At 49.6% G+C, this 20,350-nt stretch carries 18 protein-coding genes and 1 tRNA gene; 14 read left to right on the top strand and 5 right to left on the bottom strand.

From position 1 onward, the window contains the following. Positions 1–46 precede the first annotated feature (46 nt). From H6G89_RS12055 to H6G89_RS12045, 3 genes are all read left to right on the top strand, one after another. Positions 47–922 (top strand): M48 family metallopeptidase, encoded by an 876-nt coding sequence (locus H6G89_RS12055; protein WP_190506429.1) that lies wholly within the window; start codon positions 47–49, stop codon positions 920–922. Next, positions 901–982, top strand: a tRNA-Leu gene (locus H6G89_RS12050). Before H6G89_RS12055 ends, H6G89_RS12050 begins: the two co-directional genes overlap by 22 nt. A 125-nt stretch (positions 983–1,107) precedes the next feature. Next, positions 1,108–1,281, top strand: coding sequence for a hypothetical protein (locus H6G89_RS12045; RefSeq protein WP_190506426.1), 174 nt, complete (start codon positions 1,108–1,110; stop codon positions 1,279–1,281). Between the two features lie 7 nt (positions 1,282–1,288). Here H6G89_RS12045 and H6G89_RS12040 read toward each other — a convergent pair whose 3' ends face one another. After that, positions 1,289–2,020 (bottom strand): PrsW family intramembrane metalloprotease, encoded by a 732-nt coding sequence (locus tag H6G89_RS12040; RefSeq protein WP_190506424.1) that lies wholly within the window; start codon positions 2,018–2,020, stop codon positions 1,289–1,291. A gap of 475 nt (positions 2,021–2,495) precedes the next feature. On the opposite strand from H6G89_RS12040, the gene glpX reads away from it, so the two are divergent. The 3 genes from glpX to H6G89_RS12025 all read left to right on the top strand — a co-directional run bounded on the left by glpX (position 2,496) and on the right by H6G89_RS12025 (position 6,395). Further along, positions 2,496–3,536 (top strand): class II fructose-bisphosphatase, encoded by a 1,041-nt coding sequence (glpX, locus tag H6G89_RS12035; RefSeq protein ID WP_190506422.1) that lies wholly within the window; start codon positions 2,496–2,498, stop codon positions 3,534–3,536. 619 nt (positions 3,537–4,155) lie between these two features. Next, positions 4,156–5,454 carry a glutamyl-tRNA reductase gene (locus H6G89_RS12030; protein WP_190506420.1) on the top strand — a complete coding sequence of 433 codons (1,299 nt, stop codon included), beginning with the start codon at positions 4,156–4,158 and terminating at the stop codon, positions 5,452–5,454. Positions 5,455–5,621: 167 nt separating this feature from the next. Continuing rightward, positions 5,622–6,395, top strand: coding sequence for a hypothetical protein (locus H6G89_RS12025; RefSeq protein ID WP_190506418.1), 774 nt, complete (start codon positions 5,622–5,624; stop codon positions 6,393–6,395). A gap of 114 nt (positions 6,396–6,509) precedes the next feature. Here H6G89_RS12025 and H6G89_RS12020 read toward each other — a convergent pair whose 3' ends face one another. Next, positions 6,510–6,854 (bottom strand): hypothetical protein, encoded by a 345-nt coding sequence (locus H6G89_RS12020; RefSeq protein ID WP_190506416.1) that lies wholly within the window; start codon positions 6,852–6,854, stop codon positions 6,510–6,512. Positions 6,855–6,885: 31 nt separating this feature from the next. On the opposite strand from H6G89_RS12020, the gene H6G89_RS12015 reads away from it, so the two are divergent. From H6G89_RS12015 to dprA, 7 genes are all read left to right on the top strand, one after another. Beyond that, a complete protein-coding gene (locus H6G89_RS12015) occupies positions 6,886–7,044 on the top strand; it encodes a hypothetical protein (protein WP_190506414.1) in 159 nt (52 codons plus the stop codon). A gap of 273 nt (positions 7,045–7,317) precedes the next feature. Then, positions 7,318–9,228, top strand: a complete 1,911-nt coding sequence (dnaK, locus tag H6G89_RS12010; RefSeq protein WP_190506412.1) for a molecular chaperone DnaK — start codon at positions 7,318–7,320, stop codon at positions 9,226–9,228. Between the two features lie 387 nt (positions 9,229–9,615). Then, entirely contained in the window at positions 9,616–9,750 is a 135-nt protein-coding gene (locus H6G89_RS35685; RefSeq protein WP_255519403.1) for a hypothetical protein, read from the top strand. Continuing rightward, on the top strand, positions 9,750–10,220 hold the full coding sequence (aroQ, locus tag H6G89_RS12005) for a type II 3-dehydroquinate dehydratase (RefSeq protein ID WP_190506405.1): 471 nt from the start codon (positions 9,750–9,752) through the stop codon (positions 10,218–10,220). Before H6G89_RS35685 ends, aroQ begins: the two co-directional genes overlap by 1 nt. 198 nt (positions 10,221–10,418) lie before the next feature. Next, entirely contained in the window at positions 10,419–11,231 is an 813-nt protein-coding gene (larE, locus tag H6G89_RS12000; protein ID WP_190506402.1) for an ATP-dependent sacrificial sulfur transferase LarE, read from the top strand. A gap of 85 nt (positions 11,232–11,316) precedes the next feature. Next, on the top strand, positions 11,317–11,997 hold the full coding sequence (locus H6G89_RS11995; RefSeq protein WP_190506396.1) for a DUF2301 domain-containing membrane protein: 681 nt from the start codon (positions 11,317–11,319) through the stop codon (positions 11,995–11,997). Between the two features lie 144 nt (positions 11,998–12,141). After that, positions 12,142–13,317, top strand: a complete 1,176-nt coding sequence (dprA, locus tag H6G89_RS11990; RefSeq protein ID WP_190506394.1) for a DNA-processing protein DprA — start codon at positions 12,142–12,144, stop codon at positions 13,315–13,317. Positions 13,318–13,476: 159 nt separating this feature from the next. Here the strand turns inward: dprA and H6G89_RS11985 are convergent, their stop codons facing one another. After that, positions 13,477–14,460, bottom strand: coding sequence for a hypothetical protein (locus H6G89_RS11985; RefSeq protein ID WP_190506387.1), 984 nt, complete (start codon positions 14,458–14,460; stop codon positions 13,477–13,479). A gap of 211 nt (positions 14,461–14,671) precedes the next feature. Between H6G89_RS11985 and panB the strand changes: the two genes are divergently transcribed. Beyond that, positions 14,672–15,448 carry a 3-methyl-2-oxobutanoate hydroxymethyltransferase gene (gene panB / locus H6G89_RS11980; RefSeq protein ID WP_190506385.1) on the top strand — a complete coding sequence of 259 codons (777 nt, stop codon included), beginning with the start codon at positions 14,672–14,674 and terminating at the stop codon, positions 15,446–15,448. A gap of 247 nt (positions 15,449–15,695) precedes the next feature. On the opposite strand, the gene msrP is transcribed toward panB, so the two are convergent. Next, positions 15,696–16,676, bottom strand: coding sequence for a protein-methionine-sulfoxide reductase catalytic subunit MsrP (msrP, locus tag H6G89_RS11975; protein ID WP_190506382.1), 981 nt, complete (start codon positions 16,674–16,676; stop codon positions 15,696–15,698). Positions 16,677–16,870: 194 nt separating this feature from the next. Then, complete coding sequence (locus tag H6G89_RS11970; RefSeq protein ID WP_190506380.1) at positions 16,871–20,236, bottom strand: hybrid sensor histidine kinase/response regulator; 3,366 nt, start codon at positions 20,234–20,236, stop codon at positions 16,871–16,873. Positions 20,237–20,350 lie beyond the last annotated feature (114 nt).

The raw sequence follows: 20,350 nt of genomic DNA, 5'->3' as shown, positions 1-20,350 counted from the left end.
CTTTGAGTGGTTTTATCGACGCTTTTCACCAACCTTACAATTCCCAATGTCTGCTCAAAAAATTCTGCTGTTGGGTCTCAAGTCAGACCATTTTCGCCATCCCCTGGATTTGGAAGCCACCCAAGCGTTAAAACAAATTCCCGGAATTGACCTGCTCGTGCGAAACCTGTTAGGTCCAGTAGCAGAACAGTTCTTCTACCTGGAGAACATTGCTTCTAGCATTCTAGTCAGTGAGCAACAGCTTCCGCATCTCTACACGCTGTTGGTGGATGCCTGCAAGATTCTGGATCTGGAGCAGCCTCAGCTTTACATTCGGCAGCACCCCGTCCCCAACGCCTACACCTTCGCCATGCGAGGGAGACAGCCGTTTATCGTGATTCACACCTCGCTCATCGAGTTGTTGACTCCAGAAGAGATTCAGGCGGTAATTGCTCACGAATTAGGGCATCTGAAATGTGACCACAGCGTCTATCTGACTCTGGCAAACTTGATTGTGCTAGCGGCAGGGCAATTTGCACCCATCGGCACCTTGATCGCCCAGAGTTTGCAAGATCGAATTTTGGAATGGGTTCGCTGTGCTGAATTTACGTGCGATCGCGCTGCCCTGTTAGTCTCTCAAAACCCAAGAGTCGTTGCCTCGGTGTTGATGAAATTGACCGGAGGTTCCCCTACCTTATCGTCCCAACTCAATTTGGATGCCTTTTTGGCGCAAGCTCGCTCCTACGATGACATCAGCAATAGCGAATTGGGGCAATTGCTCAAGCAAGTTCAAACGTCTCAACTGACTCATCCGGTGCCAGTGTTGCGGGCTAGAGAAATTGATCGCTGGGCAACGAGTCAAACTTATCAATCTTTGTTGCAAAATCGCACAATGCCCTATAATAATAAAGCCGAGTCCAAGGGCGGATGGCGAAATTGGTAGACGCACCACACTCAAAATGTGGCGACTTCGGTCATGTCGGTTCGAGTCCGACTCTGCCCATCTCAACTAAGGTTATACTGCGAATATTCCCCTGAATGGGGGATGCGGTTGCCTGTGTAGATTGCTACACTTGAACAGATTGGGATATTTACTCAAGCAATAGCTAATTTGAATAAGGAGATATCATGGCTCAACGACTGAAAAGTTGGGAGTCTCCGCGCCGCGAAGGTCGTAACAACAAAGGCAAAGGTGGTAGCGCGAGACAACGACAACTGCGTAAGCAACGACAAGCACTGAGACAAAAACTCAAATCAGACCAGGGAGAGAATGCAAGTTCTCTCCCTTATTTTTTGGGATGAAAATGGATTAGATATCCTGGCGATCGCTCAACGATTTTAGAGCATGAGGTGAGGCCGCCAGAGCAGCAGCAATGCGGCGAAAGGTCATCCGCCATCCCAGCGGAATCAGTACTAAAACCCCTAACGCCAGAGGCGGGAAAATGACCAGCAATCCGTTAAACAACCCATGGGAAAACATCGATAGCAGCAAGCCATTGCGAATCAGCGTACTTGCCCGCTCTGGAGTCGAAAACTTAGCAACCCCTAACGCATAGCCCCATAAACTCGCCCACAACGCATGCCCAGGTACGGAGAGCAATCCTCGAATCACAAAAAGTGTGAGCACCGCATAGGACGCCGAAGCTCCTTCCGTGATCTCTTGAGGAGCGTAATAAGAACCCAACAAATAGAAGACATTTTCAATCGAAGCAAAACCCAGGGCAGCGGCAGCAGCGTAGATAATGCCATCCACTGGCTCATCAAACTCAATATTCTTGTAAACGCCCCAGCGCACTACCAGATATTTGCCAAACTCCTCTGTGATTGGAGCCACAATCACGGCCAGAAATATCATGGAACTGCTGATCATCAAAAACGGAATTTGCACAATCAGCACCGGGATCGCCAGAAACACTCCCCAAAAGAAGGTTTTAACAATGAGATGCCGTGGTTCCGGTTCTAACGCGTCCTTCTTATAAAAGAACCATAGCCAAAACAACCCTGGAGCGATCGCTAGCGTGATTACCACAAATACATTCATTGAGCATCCCCTCAGGAGCGAATATCTCACGAGTATAGCGGTAGGAAAAAATGAAGAGAGAAAAATGAAAAAAGAATAAGAAAGGGAGTCTAGCGATTGTTGGGGTTAGATTTGCACAACAAGTCAAAAAAACAAGGGAGTCAATGGGGCACTGGAGCCAAGTCTGCCTGCGCAGACGACCAAAAATCAAGGACTGGACGAACCAACGCAGGTCAGTTTTATCCCTATTGCGGCGGTTTCAACCGCCAACATCCTGATCCCGAATTCACGTTAAGAAAGAACTCGATCGCCCCAAAAAGCACAACCTCTTATCCTTCATCCCTTTCCCATCTTCCCTCTTCTTTTTTCTCTCTTCCCTCTTCTTTTTTCTCTCTTCCCTCTTCTTCCCTTCCCTGATCCCATAGTCTGATAAACTTTTTTACTAAAGCTTAGTCCGCAGAGTGACGCAAAATCAGCAGTCGGGAGGAAATCACAGGTGGAATCAACACTTGGTTTAGAAATTATTGAAGTGGTTGAGCAGGCAGCGATCGCCTCGGCTCGATTGATGGGCAAAGGCGACAAGAATGAAGCTGACCGCGTTGCTGTAGAAGCGATGCGAGAGCGGATGAACAAGATTTACATGCGAGGACGCATTGTTATCGGGGAAGGGGAGCGGGATGACGCTCCTATGTTGTACATCGGCGAGGAGGTCGGGATTTGCACTCGCCCCGATGCCACGGATTACTGCAACCCTGAAGAGTTGCTTGAAATCGACATCGCGGTTGACCCCTGCGAGGGAACGAACCTTTGTGCTTATGGTCAACCGGGTTCAATGGCGGTGCTGGCTATCTCTGAAAAGGGTGGATTGTTTGCTGCGCCTGACTTCTATATGAATAAGTTGGCGGCTCCTGCGGCAGCAAAAGGCAAGGTAGACATCCGCAAATCTCCAACCGAAAACCTGAAAATTTTGTCTGAGTGCCTCGATCGCTCGATTGATGAATTAGTTGTGGTGGTGATGAAGCGCGATCGCCACAATGAGCTAATCAAAGAGATCCGTGAAGCTGGAGCGAGGGTTCGCCTGATCTCGGATGGTGACGTGTCAGAAGCGATTTCCTGCGCCTTTGCCGGAACCAACACCCACGCATTGATGGGCATCGGTGCAGCACCAGAAGGAGTAATTTCAGCAGCGGCACTGCGCTGCTTAGGGGGTCACTTCCAGGGGCAACTGATCTACGACCCGGCGATCGTTAAGACTGGTCTGATTGGCGAAAGCAAAGAAGCTAACATTGAGCGTTTGCAGTCAATGGGAATCACCGACCCTGATCGCGTGTATGAGGCTGAAGAACTGGCATCCGGTGAAACCGTCCTGTTTGCAGGGTGCGGCATCACGCCAGGCACATTGATGGATGGCGTTCGCTTCTTCCATGGTGGCGCAAGAACTCAGAGTCTGGTTATCTCTAACCAATCAAAAACAGCTCGGTTTGTAGACACCATTCATATGTTTGAGGAACATCCAAGAACCATACAATTGAGATAAGGTGGGCAACGTTTTTGGCTAAAGCTTAGCTAAAACCTGTTCAATTCAACCATTTTCAATACTCTACTTAAGACACAGAGGCAGACAGATTAAGCTACTGCTGTTTCTGTGTCTTTGCAGTGAAAAGTAAGAAAAATCAGACTTTTTGCGTCCATATCGTGTATATGATTAACCGCTTACGTCAACAAAAATTAATTCATTCAGGATGTTTATTGCAATTAATTAACGTCAGTTCGGTTTAAAATCCTGGCGAATGAATTCGCAGCTATTGAAGCCAAGTCTGCCTTCGCAGACGACTGAAAATTGAGGGTTAGACGAACCGATGGAGGTCGGTTTGTTCCTATCGCGGCGGTTTTAACCGCCAAAATGCTGATCTCGAATTCACGTTAATTAGGTTCACAAAAATTCACGGGCAAATGTTAGTTGAACGGGTCTTCAAGCATTCTGAAAGTGGCACTGACTTGATAGACTTTTCTTAAATTGCCGATTCTAATGATTTGAGTCGTTCAATTACGAAAACTTGATTAAATTTTCATCCGAAAGATAGTGTTCAAGATGGTGATTTACCTTTTCGGGCACTCTGTTAATGAACTCATTTGGGAAAACGTTGGGAGGAACAATGAACATTGCAGTTGTGGGTTTGAGCCACAAAACAGCCCCTGTCGAAGTGCGAGAAAAGTTAAGCATTCCAACTCCTCAAGCGGAAGCAGCGATCGCCCACCTGCGAAGCTATCCCCACATTGAAGAAGCCACGATTTTAAGTACCTGCAATCGTCTTGAAATCTATATCGTGACAAGTGAGAGCAATCATGGGGTGCGCGAGGTTAGCCAGTTTCTCTCAGAATATGGCAAAGTTCCTCTCTTCCAGTTGCGCCCCTATTTGTTTACCCTGTTGCACCAGGACGCAGTCACTCACCTGATGCGCGTCGCTGCCGGGTTAGACAGTCTGGTGTTGGGCGAAGGGCAAATTTTGGCTCAAGTCAAACACACTCACAAAATTGGGCAGCAACACAAAGGCATTGGACGCATTCTGAATCAGTTGTTCACCAAAGCATTGGCAGCAGGGAAGCGTGTTCGCACCGAAACCAGCATTGGCACAGGTGCGGTTTCCATCAGTTCCGCAGCAGTTGAACTGGCTCAGGTTAAAGTGCAAAATCTAGCCGCTTGTCGAGTAGCCATCATTGGAGCCGGAAAAATGGCTCGATTGCTGGTACAGCATTTGCTCTCGAAAGGGGCTCACCGAATCACCATCGTCAATCGCTCGATGGAAGGGGCGCAAGAATTGGCAAAACAGTTTCCCGATGCCAATTTGCAACTGCATACGCTCGATGAAATGGGGCAGGTCATCGCTGAGTCGGATCTGGTCTTCACGAGCACCGCTGCGACTGAACCGATTCTCGATCGCGCCAAGTTAGAGATGATTCTGGAACCCAATCAACCTCTGATGCTGTTTGACATCTCTGTGCCCCGTAACGTAGACGGGGATGTGAATCAACTGTCGCATGTGCAGGCGTTTAACGTAGATGACTTGAAAGCAGTCGTGGCACAAAACCAGGAAACTCGTCGCCAGATGGCACTGGAGGCAGAAGCTCTGCTAGAGGAAGAGGTGGAGTCGTTTGATATGTGGTGGCGATCGCTCGAAACTGTCTCAACCATTAGCTGTCTGCGCGATAAGGTAGAAACGATTCGCACTCAGGAGCTTGAGAAAGCCCTTTCTCGTTTGGGCACTGAGTTCGCCGAGAAACACCAGGAGGTCATCGAAGCTCTGACTCGCGGGATTGTCAACAAAATTCTTCATGACCCAATGGTGCAACTGCGAGCACAGCAGGATATCGAAGCCCGCCGTAAAGCTATGGAGACGCTAAAAATGCTCTTTAACTTAGAGACTGAAGCCCAGTCAGAACGGCAGTTTGGCTAGGTAGTCAGATTAATTTTCGTCCAAGATCTTCAACTTCCTTGAGAGGTTGAAGATCTTTTTTTGGGCGTACGGTTAAAGAGGGAAATCACTATCACACGGTAGAGGTTGATTTTGTCGCTGCTTTTTTAGAGTGGAAACAAGTTTGTTAAGCAAGGCAACGATCAACTATGGCAACGCAGTACGACAAAAACAAAAATGCTGATCCAATGCAAGAGGCGATCGCCGCTGCGAATCAAGTCGGTGTCTCTGCTACTAAGATGGCTACAAACGCCCTGATGGTTGCCAGTGAGGAAATCATGGGTGCCGCAACAGCAGTTGCTAAAACCAGTGGTCCTGCCACTCACAAGTGGGTTGAACAGACCACTGAAACCGTTGGCAAAGTCGTTAGCCCCATCATCGACAACCCGATGATTAAGTTTGTTAGCAAGCTACCCATCATCAATTGGCTGATGTCAGCACTGGGTGAAGTTGACACTCAGCAAGTTCAAAAGGAAGTGAGCCAGCTACGACAGCAATATCCCAATGAATCGGATGACCAATTGGCGCATCGCATCATCGTTGACACGGCGATGAAAGCGGGTGGAATTGGCCTCGCAACTAACCTGATTCCTCCCCTGGCTCTTAGCTTGTTGGCGATCGACCTGGCTGCCGTCAGCAAACTGCAAGCCGAAATGCTCTATCGCATTGCGGCTGTGTATGGGTTCTCTCTAGCAGACCCTACTCGTCGTGGTGAGGTGTTGACGATTTTTGGCTTTTCTCTAGGTGGGTCTAGAGTCCTCAAAGCCGGACTGAGCTTTGCTGAAATTATTCCCGGAGCAGGTGCTTTTTTAGGTGCATCTAGCAACGCGGCTCTGATTTACTCACTGGGCTTCGCTGCAAACCAGTTTTATCAGAACAAAACTCGACTGGCGAACCGCGCTGCAAAACGTCAATTTGCCTGATGCATCGACTGGTGCAGCAAAATCAATTCCATCTGATGCATCATTTTTTGGAGTGGTGAGTGCCAGCCATTCATCACTCCGTTTTAGTTCGGATCACGATTTTGGCAGTTAACGTTAACCAAACTGCTCCAGATACTCATTGATATCTTCGATCAGACGAGTCAACTCGGCTTCAGTAGTGAGGCGAATGTTTTGGTCGCGTAGAGTTACTAGCACCTTAGCCGCAAAAGGGCTTGCCCAAATATTGGGATTGCAAAAAATTTCCAAAAAGACGTCTCCAACGTATTGATATTCCATGGGTTGTTTGGGGTCGGGCTTCGTGCCACTGCTGTGAGCCGCAGCGGCTTTGAGGCTGCTCATTAGGGTAGCGATCGCCCCCTGCAACTCACGCGCTGCTTGTGGCGTAAAACTAAAGCTGACTGACCCTTCTACCAAATTGAGACGAAGTTGAGAAGACATAACTACCCGCAGAAGTAATGGGCAAGAGTAAATGGGCAAGAGTGAATGGGTTGTTCCATCTGTTCATTCATCCTATCGGGCAACGGCTGATCTCAAGCAAAATTTTGGGCGATCGACGGCAACCTCACCATCAGCGTTACGGTTCACCCCCACTCTGGTTTGCCCAGCCCTGCCTACACTGGATTCATGAATGCAATACAATCAATTTCGACTGATGCCCAAACGAATCGTCAACCCAGTCAATTGGGTGAACCGTCCACGTTTGGTTCGGTAAATACGCCTTCATGGTAGGGGGCAAACATACGCAGTATATAGAAGAGTGCAGAGTTGTGGGATCTGCGATTAACCCTGTGGGGAACTGCGAAGCGATCGCCTCTGTGCCCTGACCGAGGGCAGTGCAACTCCCAAAGCATTTAGTCAATTGAGCTAGAACCTGTAGATAGAACCGGAGCAACAGAACGATATGGCAAAAGTTGTTGGAATTGACTTAGGAACAACCAACTCTTGCGTAGCTGTGATGGAGGGTGGTAAGCCGACCGTCATCGCCAACGCAGAAGGTTTCCGCACAACGCCCTCGGTGGTCGCATTTGATCCCAAAACGAAGGAGCGGCGTGTAGGTCAGATTGCGAAACGGCAATCCGTCATCAACCCTGAAAATACTTTCTACTCTGTCAAGCGATTCATCGGTCGCCGCTTTGATGAAGTGACCCATGAAACGACAGAAGTTCCTTACAAAGTGCTGAATGTTAACGGTAACGTCAAACTTGATTGCCCCGCAGAAAGCAAGCAGTTTGCCCCTGAAGAAATTTCGGCACAAGTGCTACGTAAGTTAGTCGAAGACGCTAGCAAATATTTAGGCGAAACGGTAACTCAAGCGGTTATTACCGTTCCTGCTTACTTTAACGACTCCCAACGTCAAGCCACGAAGGACGCTGGAAAAATCGCTGGTATTGAAGTACTACGGATCATCAACGAGCCGACTGCCGCTTCACTGGCCTATGGTCTAGATAAGAAAACCAACGAAACTGTGTTGGTGTTTGACTTAGGGGGCGGTACGTTTGACGTCTCCATCCTGGAAGTCGGTGATGGTGTGTTTGAAGTATTGGCAACCTCCGGTGACACTCACCTGGGTGGTGATGACTTCGACAAAAAGATCGTCGATTTTCTGGCTGAAGAGTTCAGAAAAGTAGAAGGCATTGATCTTCGCAAAGACAAGCGGGCTTTACAACGTTTGACCGAAGCTGCTGAAAAAGCCAAGATTGAGCTTTCCAGCGTGACTCAAGCAGAAATCAATCTGCCCTTCATTACAGCGACTCAAGATGGTCCTAAGCACTTAGATACCACCTTGACCCGTGCCAAGTTTGAGGAGCTTTGCTCTGACCTGATCGATCGTTGCCGTGTTCCCGTTGAGAGTGCTCTGCGTGACGCCAAGATCGACAAAGGGGCGATCGACGAAGTGGTGCTTGTGGGTGGTTCGACCCGTATCCCGGCTATCCAAGAACTGGTGAAGCGGGTTCTGGGCAAAGACCCCAACCAAACTGTTAACCCTGATGAAGTGGTAGCAGTTGGTGCAGCGATTCAAGCGGGTGTGTTGGCAGGTGAAGTTAAGGACATTCTGTTGCTCGACGTGACTCCCCTCTCTTTGGGTGTGGAAACGCTGGGCGGTGTTATGACCAAGATCATTCCTCGCAACACCACCATTCCTACCAAGAAGTCTGAAACCTTCTCAACCGCTGCCGACGGACAAACCAACGTTGAAATCAAAGTGCTCCAGGGTGAGCGCGAGATGGCAGACGACAACAAGAGCCTGGGTATCTTCCGTCTGGATGGGATTCCTCCTGCTCCTCGTGGCGTGCCTCAAATCGAAGTGACCTTCGACATTGATGCTAACGGTATCCTGAATGTCCGGGCGAAGGATAAGGGCACTGGCAAAGAGCAATCCATCACCATTAAGGACGCGTCTACACTCGACAAGTCCGACGTTGAACGGATGGTACAAGAGGCTGAGCGCAACGCGACAGCAGACAAAGAGCGGCGTGAGCGCATCGACCTCAAGAACCAGGCAGACTCACTGGCATACCAGGCTGAGAAGCAAATCAATGAACTGGGTGACAAAGTTCCTGCGGATGACAAAGCCAAGGTTGAGGGCTTAGTGAAGGATCTGCGTGATGCAATTTCTCGCGAAGACTTTGACCAGATTAAGTCCATCACCGCTGAGTTGCAGCAAGTGCTCTACAGCGTCAGCAGCAACCTCTATCAGCAGTCTGGTGGTGGTGATGGTGGTCCTGGCGATGGTCCTACTCCTCCCACAGGTGGGGGTTCTGCTCCAGCCGATGATGATGTGATTGATGCTGAGTTCTCAGAAACCAAATAGGTTTATCCATGAGTTGTGATTAGGTTAGGGGGCGATCGCGCCCCCTTTTTTGCTTCAATAAAACCTTTCCAACTTCGTCAAGGGAGTTATTGGAGCGCGATCGCTATATAACAATTTCAAATAATTGAGTTTAGCGTAGCTTATAAAAACAGTTGTTTTTCTAGCCCAATCACAAGTAAATGCAATGCAGTGTTACCAATAATCGCTGCAACATCGTTTTCATTTTCTGAAGAAAATTCATCTTTATCAAGAACAGCTTCACAATGGTCTTGATCATTTTCGATGATTGGTTATGATCAGATATAAGGCGTTGAGCGTTTACATTGTTAGGCTGAGGCTCTAATTTTAGTAAAAGCTTTGGTCGGCATTGAAGGAGCTTTTTGATTAATGGATTACATCGAAAAGGTACTGGAAAAGTTAAAGGAATGGGCACGCAAGCTGATTGAGGCTTTATTAGGTCCAGAGGCAGAGCCAGAGCCAGAGCCGATTCCCATTCCAGTTAGAGATTCAGAGCGTCGTTAGTGGCTGAATCCAATGCTTTAACTTCATTCAGTATTTTGGTGCTGCATGGACCCAATCTAAATCTCCTGGGGCTACGAGAGCCGGGGATTTATGGCGACGTGACGTTAGCTAGCATCAATGACAGATTGGAGCAGGAGGGGCGATCGCTTCAGGTCAAAGTTGCCACATTTCAATCCAATCACGAAGGTGCGTTGGTGGATGTGATTCATGCTGCGTTGGGTGTGCATCAGGGCATTTTGATTAATCCTGGAGCCTACACCCACACCAGTGTTGCCATTCGAGACGCGATCGCTGGCGTTGCGATTCCCACGGTGGAAGTCCATTTGAGTAACGTCTATCGTCGTGAGCCTTTTCGACACCATTCCTACATTGCGCCTGTTGCTGTAGGTCAAATCAGTGGATTTGGAGCAGATAGCTATCGGTTAGGGCTACACGCTCTGGTTCAGCATTTGAGACAACAGACTCCCTAGTGTGAGCATCTTGCTACGGGTAATTTTGGATTTAGGGTGAGCGTCTGGCTCACTAGAAATTGAAGCTCACGGACAATTTAGATTTTGGATTAAGCCGATCGCGAGCAAGATGCTCGCACTCCCAATACCAAAAATTCGCTACGCTGGAGAAAACGGGGGTTCCCGTTTGTCGTTGCGAATTAGGGTTTTGGATTGGTCATGCTGTCGCAGAAATTAGATCGGCTGCAAAAGCTCTTTGCCGAAATGAATCAGGCTTTGATTGCTTATTCTGGGGGCATTGATAGTACCCTGGTCGCCAAAATTGCCCATGATGTGTTGGGCGATCGCGCCTTAGCCGTCACCGCAGAGTCACCCTCGTTGCTGCCAGAAGATCTGGAAGATGCCCGCATTCAAGCCGCAGAGATTGGCATTCGTCATGAGGTCGTGCGAACTCATGAGTTGGAGAATCCCAACTACGCCAGCAATCCGGTCAATCGCTGCTATTTTTGCAAAAGTGAGTTGCACGACACACTGAAACCCTTGGCATTGAAGTGGGGCTATCCCTATGTGGTGGATGGGGTCAACGCCGATGATCTATCCGACTATCGACCCGGCATTCAAGCGGCAAAAGAACGGGGCGTGCGATCGCCTCTAGCAGAGGTTGGGGTGACAAAGCTGGAGGTGCGAGAACTGGCAAAACAGTTAGGGCTACCCTGGTGGGATAAACCTGCTCAACCCTGTCTCAGTTCCCGATTTCCCTATGGGGAAGAGATCACGATTCACAAGTTGCAGCGAGTGGGCAGAGCCGAACGCTATCTCCGCACATTAGGACTGAAAAACCTGCGGGTGCGATCTGAGGCAGATACCGCTAGAATCGAACTTCCTCCAGAGCAAATCAAAGAATTTGTCCTCACGACTGATTTACCAACTCTTGTGAACGAGTTTCAATCCTATGGGTTCGTCTATGTCACTTTAGACTTAGAAGGTTATCGTAGTGGCAAGCTCAATCAAGTCTTACAACTCACACATTAAAACAGCAGGTTGAGGCACCAATCTCAACCCAAACATCAATCTGCAAACGATCCAGACAACGATCCACACAAAGAGGGAAATAGGTATGACAGCACAGGCAAATGCATCACCCTCTGATGCACCTTCCTCAGAGGTGTATCAGGGGCAGTTTGGAGAGTTTACGATTACCACAGACGATCGCAAGGGTGTGGTAGTGTATCGTGCTGGATTAGCCGTCGCAGCAGTCAGCTTTGCCATTGGAGTTGGACTGGTGCTGTGGCAAGGCGATCGAGCGATCGCAATGTCGCTGTTGACGCTGTTGTTTGGGTTGTTCTCTGCTGGATTGGGGGTAAGCCTGTTAACCATTCACATCTACCTGTTACCCCTGCATCGAGCGTTACAGGCGTTTTGGGCAGTGGGAACGGTCAGCGCGATCGCCCTTGCTTTCGCCAATTCACAACCTCTGGCTCTAACCGTCTATCAACAACCCCTCACCTTATTTGGGATTGGCTTCACCTTTGCGGCTTTGACGGGCATTTTCTTTAAGGAAGCCTTCTGCTTCAACCGCCTTGAAACTAAACTGCTGACCCCCCTGGTTCCCCTGTTGCTGTTAGGGCACCTGACTGGTATTCTATCCGCCGATTTTGAGCGTGTCTTGTTAGCAACCTGGGCAGCGTTATTTTTGGTTTTCGCCATCCGTAAAATCATTCAACCGATTCCGCCTGATATCGGTGACAAAAGCGTATTCGCCTATCTCAAGCAACAACGCACCCAACAGGTGAGCTAAAACTATGTTGGAATAATAGTGCTGACACCCTGACAGAACGGACTCGCTGCTCTGTTGAAACCATTTGCAGAATGGGCATGATGATTTAGAACTCATATAACGGCAGAGTAGAAGAATAACTTTAGGGGTTGCAAGGAGTAGGAATTGCCAGAAGAACGTGCGTTTTGGGTCGCCTGGTCTAGAATTGCCGGAATTGGTCCGACACTGTTATTGCGGTTGCAGCGTCACTTTGGCACGTTGAGTGAAGCCTGGTATGCCAGTGCTACTGCCCTCGAAGCAGTGGAAGGCGTTGGGGAACAAATTTCTGCTATCGCGGTGAAGGGGCGATCGCCCCTTGATCCAGACGCCGTTTTGCAGCAGCACGAGCAGGAAAACCCCCACTTTTGGACTCCTGCTGATCCAGACTATCCCCGGCTACTGCTCGAAATTCCTGATCCACCGCCAGTGCTGTACTACAGTGGCGTTGTGGAGCCGTTGGAAAATCAGGGCATCATTCCTTGTGTGGCGATCGTCGGCACTCGTGAACCGACCGACTATGGCAGACGCTGGACTCGTCGAATTACAGCCGCTTTAGCGCAGGCAGGCTACACCATCGTCTCTGGTTTAGCCGAAGGAGTAGATACCGAGACTCACCATGCTTGCCTGGGTGCGGGAGGACGGACGATCGCCGTGTTAGGCACCGGGGTTGATATGGTTTATCCCTGGTCAAACCGCAACCTATCTCAACAGGTGCAACAACAGGGATTGCTGTTAAGTGAATATCCAGCTGGCTCTCAACCCGATCGCACCCATTTTCCGCGACGTAACCGCATCATCGCTGGTTTGAGCCGTGTCGTCCTGGTGATGGAAGCTCCTCATAAGTCAGGGGCACTCATTACCGCTCGTCTTGCTAATGACTACTGCCGGGAAGTTTACGCCCTACCCGGATCATTGGATAACAATCGCTCCAAAGGTTGCCTGGAATTAATCAACACAGGAGCCCATATGATCTTGGGAGAAAAGCAGCTTTTGGCGGCTCTAGAGTCACTCCCCCAACTTGACACTGCGCAACTCCCCACTAACCAACTCTCCCTCTTTGAGGAAGAGGATGAGGATGAACTGGAGATGAGCCGTCCTCAACCGCGCATTCTAGAGCCGTTAATTGGAGAACCCGTGCTCAAACAGGTCTTTGAAGCCGTACCCCTGGAACCTCTGGCGATCGACCTAATTGTGCAACAGGTTGGATTAGATACGGCAACTGTCCTCAGTTCCCTCGCCCAGTTGGAATTAATGGGATTGATTTCCCAGCTTCCAGGAATGCGATATCAGCGAGGCGGATGAGAGACAAGGAAAAAAAGAAAGGGTAAAGGATAAAAGAGTTTAAGGATGAAGGATGAAGGATAAAAAGGGCGATCGCTAGATCAAGCTCCCCAATTCCCTTCCTACTCCCCACTCCCCACTCCCTTACTCCCTACTCTTTCACTCCCTACTTCCCACTCCCTACTCTCTACTCCCCACTTGCCCCTTAGCTCGTTGCAAAATCAACATCACTTCACCCACCACGGGACTACGAGCTAACAGAGTTTCATGGGCATCGGTAATTTCGAGTTTTGTGAAACCAAGCTCTTTGGCGCGTTTCTGCATTTCGGCAGCGACAGTATCTTGACGGGCTGAAGATAAGTCGTACCATTCATCGCCCACAACGACAATCAAGCGGCTACTGCGAAAGTTGGCTTGCACTGATTGAATCAAGCCGTTGGCATATTGGTTCGTGACCTCAGCAACCTGATCTTGAATCGCTGCAATCAAGCTTTGGGCTGGAGTCAGGTCTAGCGGTGGTGGAGGGCTAGGAGGTTGATTAGAGATGGGGGATGGGATGACGGGGGTAGGAGTTATGGGTATTTCAGGTTGTGGGGAAGGTTGCACAATAGGGGCAGGTTGATTCATTGGGGTCTGGCTGGAAGGCTGACTAGCGCGTGTCGGTGTCCCAAACAGAATCCCTGGCAAGCTCCACAGCACAATGATCAGTAAACCGATCGCGATGTTAGTCAGGACTCGATCGGAAAGCGATCGCTTGAGCGAGTCCGGCAATACTTGGCGCACCTTGGGTAAGGTGGCACTCCACCAAGTTTGCAGTTTTTCCAGGAGAGGACGAAGTTTATCGATCGCTGTTGCTAAAGCTGGACGAAGTTTGTTTGATAGATTATCTAACTCAGGACGAATCTGATTGAATTGGGTATTCAGAGTTGTTTTAGCCTGGTTTAACCCCGTTTGAAGCTGACTGACAATCTGTGCTACCCGTTCAGGGTTAATGGTCAATCGGGAAGTAGGTTGTGGCGTAGTCGGCTTCTGGCTAGAGCTTCGTGGGGATGGCGATGGCGAAGCCTGCGACGCAGATGAGGGATCTGGCGTTGGTGAATCCCACACATCATCCAGGTCATCATCAGGCAATGGATTGGAATTGGGTGGTTGATCCTGCGACATGATCGTTCTCTTAAATGCAGCGGATGAGAGATCAGAGATGCTGCCCTCACCGAATCAATCTACCACTTTGCGATCGCCCCATTGCGTTTGAGTCCCCTTCATCCTCACCATAAGAGAGGACACGAATGCTGAAGGCGGAGGACTACAATCGTTTTATAGACGAACTCTTACTATTTGCATTCGCTATCAGGCATTCTTTATTCATTGACCTATGGCAATCACCACTCAGCAGTTAATCCGACTTAAACAGCAGGGCAAGGCGATCGCCGCTGTCACTGCCTGGGATTATCTTTTAGCATCCCTCCTGGATCAGGCAGGGGTCGATTTGATTTTAGTTGGCGATTCGTTGGCGATGGTGGCACTGGGCTATGACACGACGCTGCCACTGACGTTAGATGAAATTTTGCACCATGCCAAAGCTGTGCGCCGTGGAGTAAAGCAAGCATTGGTTGTCGTCGATCTGCCGTTTATGAGCTATCAGGAAAGCCCGGAGCAAGCAATTCGGGCAGCAGGACGCGCCCTAAAAGAGGCAGGGGCACAAGCTGTGAAGCTGGAGGGTGGCTATCCGGCGATGGTTGCCACCGTGGCACGGTTAGTGCAGGCAGGCATTCCCGTGTTGGGGCATGTGGGGTTAACCCCGCAATCGGTGCATCAGTTTGGGGGCTATCGCAAGCAGGGCACCTCGCCCGAAGCCAGCGATCGCATTGTTGAAGAGGCGATCGCCCTCGAACAAGCAGGGGTATTTGGCATCATTCTGGAACACATTCCCTCAGAGCTTGGACTGCGTATTAGTCAGAAGCTAACCATTCCCACCATTGGGATTGGGGCGGGTCCTCACTGTGATGGACAGGTGCTCGTTACTGCTGATCTGTTGGGCTTATCAGACTGGCAACCTCCCTTTGCCAAGTCCTATGTCAATCTACGGGAAACTGTGACGCAAGCCGTTCAGACTTACTGCACTGAGGTCAGAGAGCACAAATTCCCCTAGGATTGTCAATTGAACAAATCCATAACCTATACGGGCGGGTTTAGCGACTCAATCGGCACCCTGCCATGATTTTGACGGCAAAACCCGCCCCTATCAGCTATCGAACTTATCGCCGTAGTCACCTCAGTTAAGAAAGGCACTCAACAGGACAGACGCAATTAATCATGTCTCTCTCGACAGGGCTTAAATTCAATGTCCTATTGATTTTGGCGATCGCTATAGTCTCCATTCCGTAACTATTAAGTCTTCAGCTATACAGGGAAGCGACGTATTCCCCGTAGCCGTTGTACTTCAGCGTTGGCACCTCTTCCCAGGCAAACTGCCCACCAGGACTAATCAACCGTTCCTTGGCTTGCGACCAGCGAGGATGAGGCACTTGCGGGTCAACATTCGACTCAAACTTATATTCACCGGGACTGATCGTGTTCCAGTAAGTGGCAGGTTGAGTACTGATAAATTCGATTTTGACAATCGACTTTGCCCCCTTAAAGCCATACTTCCAGGGCAACACCGCCCGAATTGGCGCACCGTGTTGCTTAGGCAAGGTATGACCATAAATGCCTACGGCAAAGAAGGCAAGCTCATTTGCCATCTCTTCAATGCGTAGCCCTTCGGTGTAAGGAAAAGGGAGAAATTGCACTGGAGGGAATCCTGGTCCCTTCGTCACTTGTGGGTCGAAATAGGAGGTAAACCGCACGAATTTAGCATTTGAGGTGGGTTCAACCGCTTTCATCAAAGCACTCATCGGGAATCCCAACCAGGGCACGACCATCGCCCACGCCTCGACACAACGAAATCGATAGATCCGCTCTTCAAGTGGAAAGTTCAACAGGTCATCCAGGTCAAATACCCGTGGGTTATTGACTAGACCCGTCACTTCCACCTTCCAGGGGTCAGTGGGTAAGGCTTGAGCATTTTGCCAGATGGACTTGTTACCCCCAAACTCGTAGAAGTTGTTGTAAGTAGCAGCAATCAGCTCATTGGTAATGGGACGATCAGCGTCTACAAAGGCTGGATTTGAAATAGCCTCCAATGCTTTTGTGCCTGCGATTGGAGCCGTATCTCCAGTGGCTTGTTTAGATTGGCATCCAGCCAGAGCCAGGGCAGACCCAGCAATGCTGAAGCCCGTTAACGCCTTAAGAAATCGCCGTCGCTGAAGAAACGCGGCTTCTGAAGTGACAACTCGTTCGGGAAGTTGCCAGGATTTTGGCACATGAATAAAGGGCATAGGAAATCACAGGTTAAACCGCGCTTTTTTCACTATAAAAGCTAGAACGGTTGTTTTATGAGAAGCAGGTTAAATCTGACAAGGGGGTTGGGGTTGGGTGTAGCGTGTAGGATGGGAAAGGTCATGAGCAAGCTTCACATCCAGTAGCTTCGCAGGGGTTTTCTGCAAAGGCTGTTACCTCACTTTAAAGGCTGTTATCTCACGTTTAAGGTTCGCTGAATCTCTTCTAAGAGGTCTTGCATTGACAGTGAGACAGGAATCACGCGAGTGGCGATCGCCCCCAGTGATGCCAGTAATGATGGATCCACCAGCGACTGTGAGGAGCAATCCCACACCAAAATTGGCGGTTTAGACTCCAGTTGAGCTAATGCCTCAATGGCAGGTTGCACCCTTTCAAGCTGGGTTGCATGAACGCATAACAGCAACAGATCGACACCACCATGTTGAATTTGATGTAGCACATCGCTCCACGATTGCCCCAGAGATGCTCGAAACTTGGCAGTCTGAATGTATTGCAGCAACACCTGCAACCACTCATTAACTTTTTGGTTAGATGCAAGTTGGGCGATCGCCTCATCCGCTGCTCCTACTGCACCAATCCCATCTCCTCCTGCCATCAGATCAAGTGGTAACGTTGCTAAGTCCGCAATCAGGATATGAGATGTCCAATGAGTGCCCACCGCAATTTGCATCACCTGCCACAGAGCCAAAACATCGGACTGTCCTGACTCCAAAGAGTCTGAATTTAGCGTGGCGAGGCAAGGGAAGACTGCCAGATCGGGCACTTGATTGGCAGCTTGAGTCATCTCTGAAGTTAATGTCACCAATGGCAACGCTGCCAAAAACGGAGATTGGCTCAGTTGGATCAAATAGTGAACCGGGTTTGCCATCGTACCGTCGAGCAGGATGAGATCAGGCTTCCACACGCGAGCCAATAAATCTGCTTGCTCTAGATCGTCCACTTCCAGCACCCGACAATGATATGGGTGCAGCAGGTTACTCAGATCTGTAATGACGGGTTTATAAGGATCGGGGTCAGAGTCACCCAAAGTGTCTCCATCCTCTACGATTGGGCGTAGATGCAGCACGGTGAGAGTATTTTGTGGTTCGCTGACTTCTTCCTGTGAGGGACGCTCCATCCAATATTCCAGGCTGTGCTGTAAAGCATTCGGTTGAATGGGCAGGCTTAAAAAGCTATTTGCTCCGTTGCTGTAAGCCTGACTTTTTTCAACTCGCGTTGCGGTCACCACCACAGGAATGTGTCGCGTCTCACTATCAGATTTGAGCAGAGTCAAGACATCCCATCCCGACAGCAGGGGCAACACCGGATTCAAAAAGACAATAGCAGGTTGAAGCCGACGAATTTTCTCCAGTGCCTCTGTACCTGAACGGGCGATCGCCACTCGACATCCCAACCCCGTTAACTGTTGGGTCAAATCCTCTAAAAATCGAGGTACTGCCTCAACCACCATGACTAATCGCTTGCTCAAAGCCACTGGCGGAAATGCGATCGCCTTTGAAGCAGGACGAATCCCTTGTGGGGTGGGTGGGCTAGGCGGCAACAAGAGCGTAAACTCACTCCCCTGCCCTTCAACCGAAGTAAAGGTGACATCGCCCCCATGCAACCGGGCTAACCGCTGAGTTAGCACCAACCCCAGCCCGGTACCCTCAAAACGACGAGTTAAGGGGTTCTCAAGTTGTTGAAACTTTTGAAAAATCAGGTGTTGCTTATTCGCCGGGATGCCAATTCCCGTATCCCAAACGGTAAAAGCAATCCATCCCTCCCAAAAACTCACTCTCAAACCAATGTCCCCACCAATCTCGGTAAACTTCAGGGCATTGGACAACAGATTAGCTAGCATCTGGCGCAGACGCAGTTCGTCAGCGATCAGGGTATTGAGATTGGGATCAATGTCGAGGGAAAACTGAGTTTCGAGCTTAAGTTCCGTTTGATGGTCTGTACTGCCATTGTCTGCCGCCAATAACAGGTGTCGTGCTTGCTCAAAGGCGCGGTGACACACCAGTTCAATGTTGACTGGCTCTGGAATCAGTTCTAACTGACCTGTCTCAATTCGCGTCAGATCCAGAATGTCATTAACGATGAGAATCAGGTGCCGCCCCCCCTGGTAAATCAGTTGGGTGTAGCGAGCTTGACGCTCATTGAGCGGTCCTAACAATTGATCTTTGAGTAGACTCGACAACCCCAAAATTGACGTTAGAGGAGTTTTGAGTTCGTGGCTGATACAGGCTAAGAATTCATCTTTAAGGCGGTTTAGCTGAATCAAGTCAGCATTTTTGGCAGCTAATTCCTTCGCAACTTGCTGTTGCTCAGTGGTGTCTTGAGCCTGGACGAGCCATAAGGTATTTGCAGTAGCAATCGCTGACAAATCTACCAGGGAGCCATCCACTCCCAGGTTTGAGGCAAGGGATGCTAGATGAAACGGCGGTATCGTCAAAAAGCGATCGCCAGTAGTGGAGTTTGACCAGTCGATCGTCGTATGATCCGGTGCTAGCCTCAAAGGAATTTTGACAAACTGCCAAACTCGTTCCTGCCCATTCTTCATGGAACAGATACACACACAGGTGTCGGAGTTGGTGCCCGAATGACACACACTTGACGTTGGCGGTTGAGAAGACTGCACTGATACACCACTACTGTAAGGAGCAGGGGTTGGAGATAAATCAGACAACCGTGGCAGCGTAGTAGAAGACAAAGGATTGGAGCGATCGCCATACAAATCTGACGCATCCATGAAGCTTTCCAGAGAGGTGTTTGTCTCTGACCCACCAGACGATGTTTCCAGTAGCAGGGTTGCTTCTCGTTGAACCGTCGGTAAATCCTTCAACTCACCAATTTGTTGCCGCCATGCCAAATTCTGACCAATGACTCGCCCATCTCCGGTCTGCAACATAATCGGAATAGGCAACTGCTCTAACACCTGCACTAATTGCGAAAATAACTGCACTTGAAAATGACTGGTCAAGGTCGGACTCAGTGCTGATTTCAGAGCTTCTAATGGAGGTGTCTCTAGTTCAGGAGTTTCCAGTTCGGGAGTCTCAGCTTGAGGCGTTTCTAACAAGGGTGGCTCAATCGTCTGCTCAGGCAAAAGGGATGCTGGGTTTGTCAGATATTGTTGCCAAAATTTCAACTGATTCAGCAGCCCAAGACAAGCCCCCGAAGCATCTACCAACACCCAGTGGATGGATGCACAGTTCTCCTGGGGAGACGATTGGCTTGTCTGCAACCGCGCTACCACTTGAGAAGGCTGCCAATCTAGCGATAAGGTCCCAATCGGCTCGATTGGAAATTGGGTCAGATCGAAGGATGCAGACGGAGGGTTTAATGTTGCCGGGAGTTCATCCCGCTGGGATGGAGACGTCAGCAGATAGGGCAATAGATTACGAAAGTTAAACACTCCAACGGGGGCATGGTGCTCATCGACTAGCAACAACCACTCAAACTGGGTTTGTCGAAATAAACTCAGCACGACATCCAGGCTAGCGGTGGTGGCGCAGACTGGAACAGTCTCGACGAATTCCCTCAAAGAAGTTGTATGCATTACCCCAAGGAGCCAAACCCCACCTAATCTAAACCCTATTCTTGTAAGGTGCCCACAAAAAGAGTCTGACTCAATTATGACTGCCTAACGGGATACCAATGGCATTTACCTCTA

Source organism: Oscillatoria sp. FACHB-1407 (assembly GCF_014697545.1).
In the GTDB taxonomy this organism is placed as follows: Bacteria; Cyanobacteriota; Cyanobacteriia; order Elainellales; family Elainellaceae; genus FACHB-1407.
Note: the sequence above shows the minus strand (reverse complement) of the source record. Positions and strands in the feature narration are given on the sequence as shown.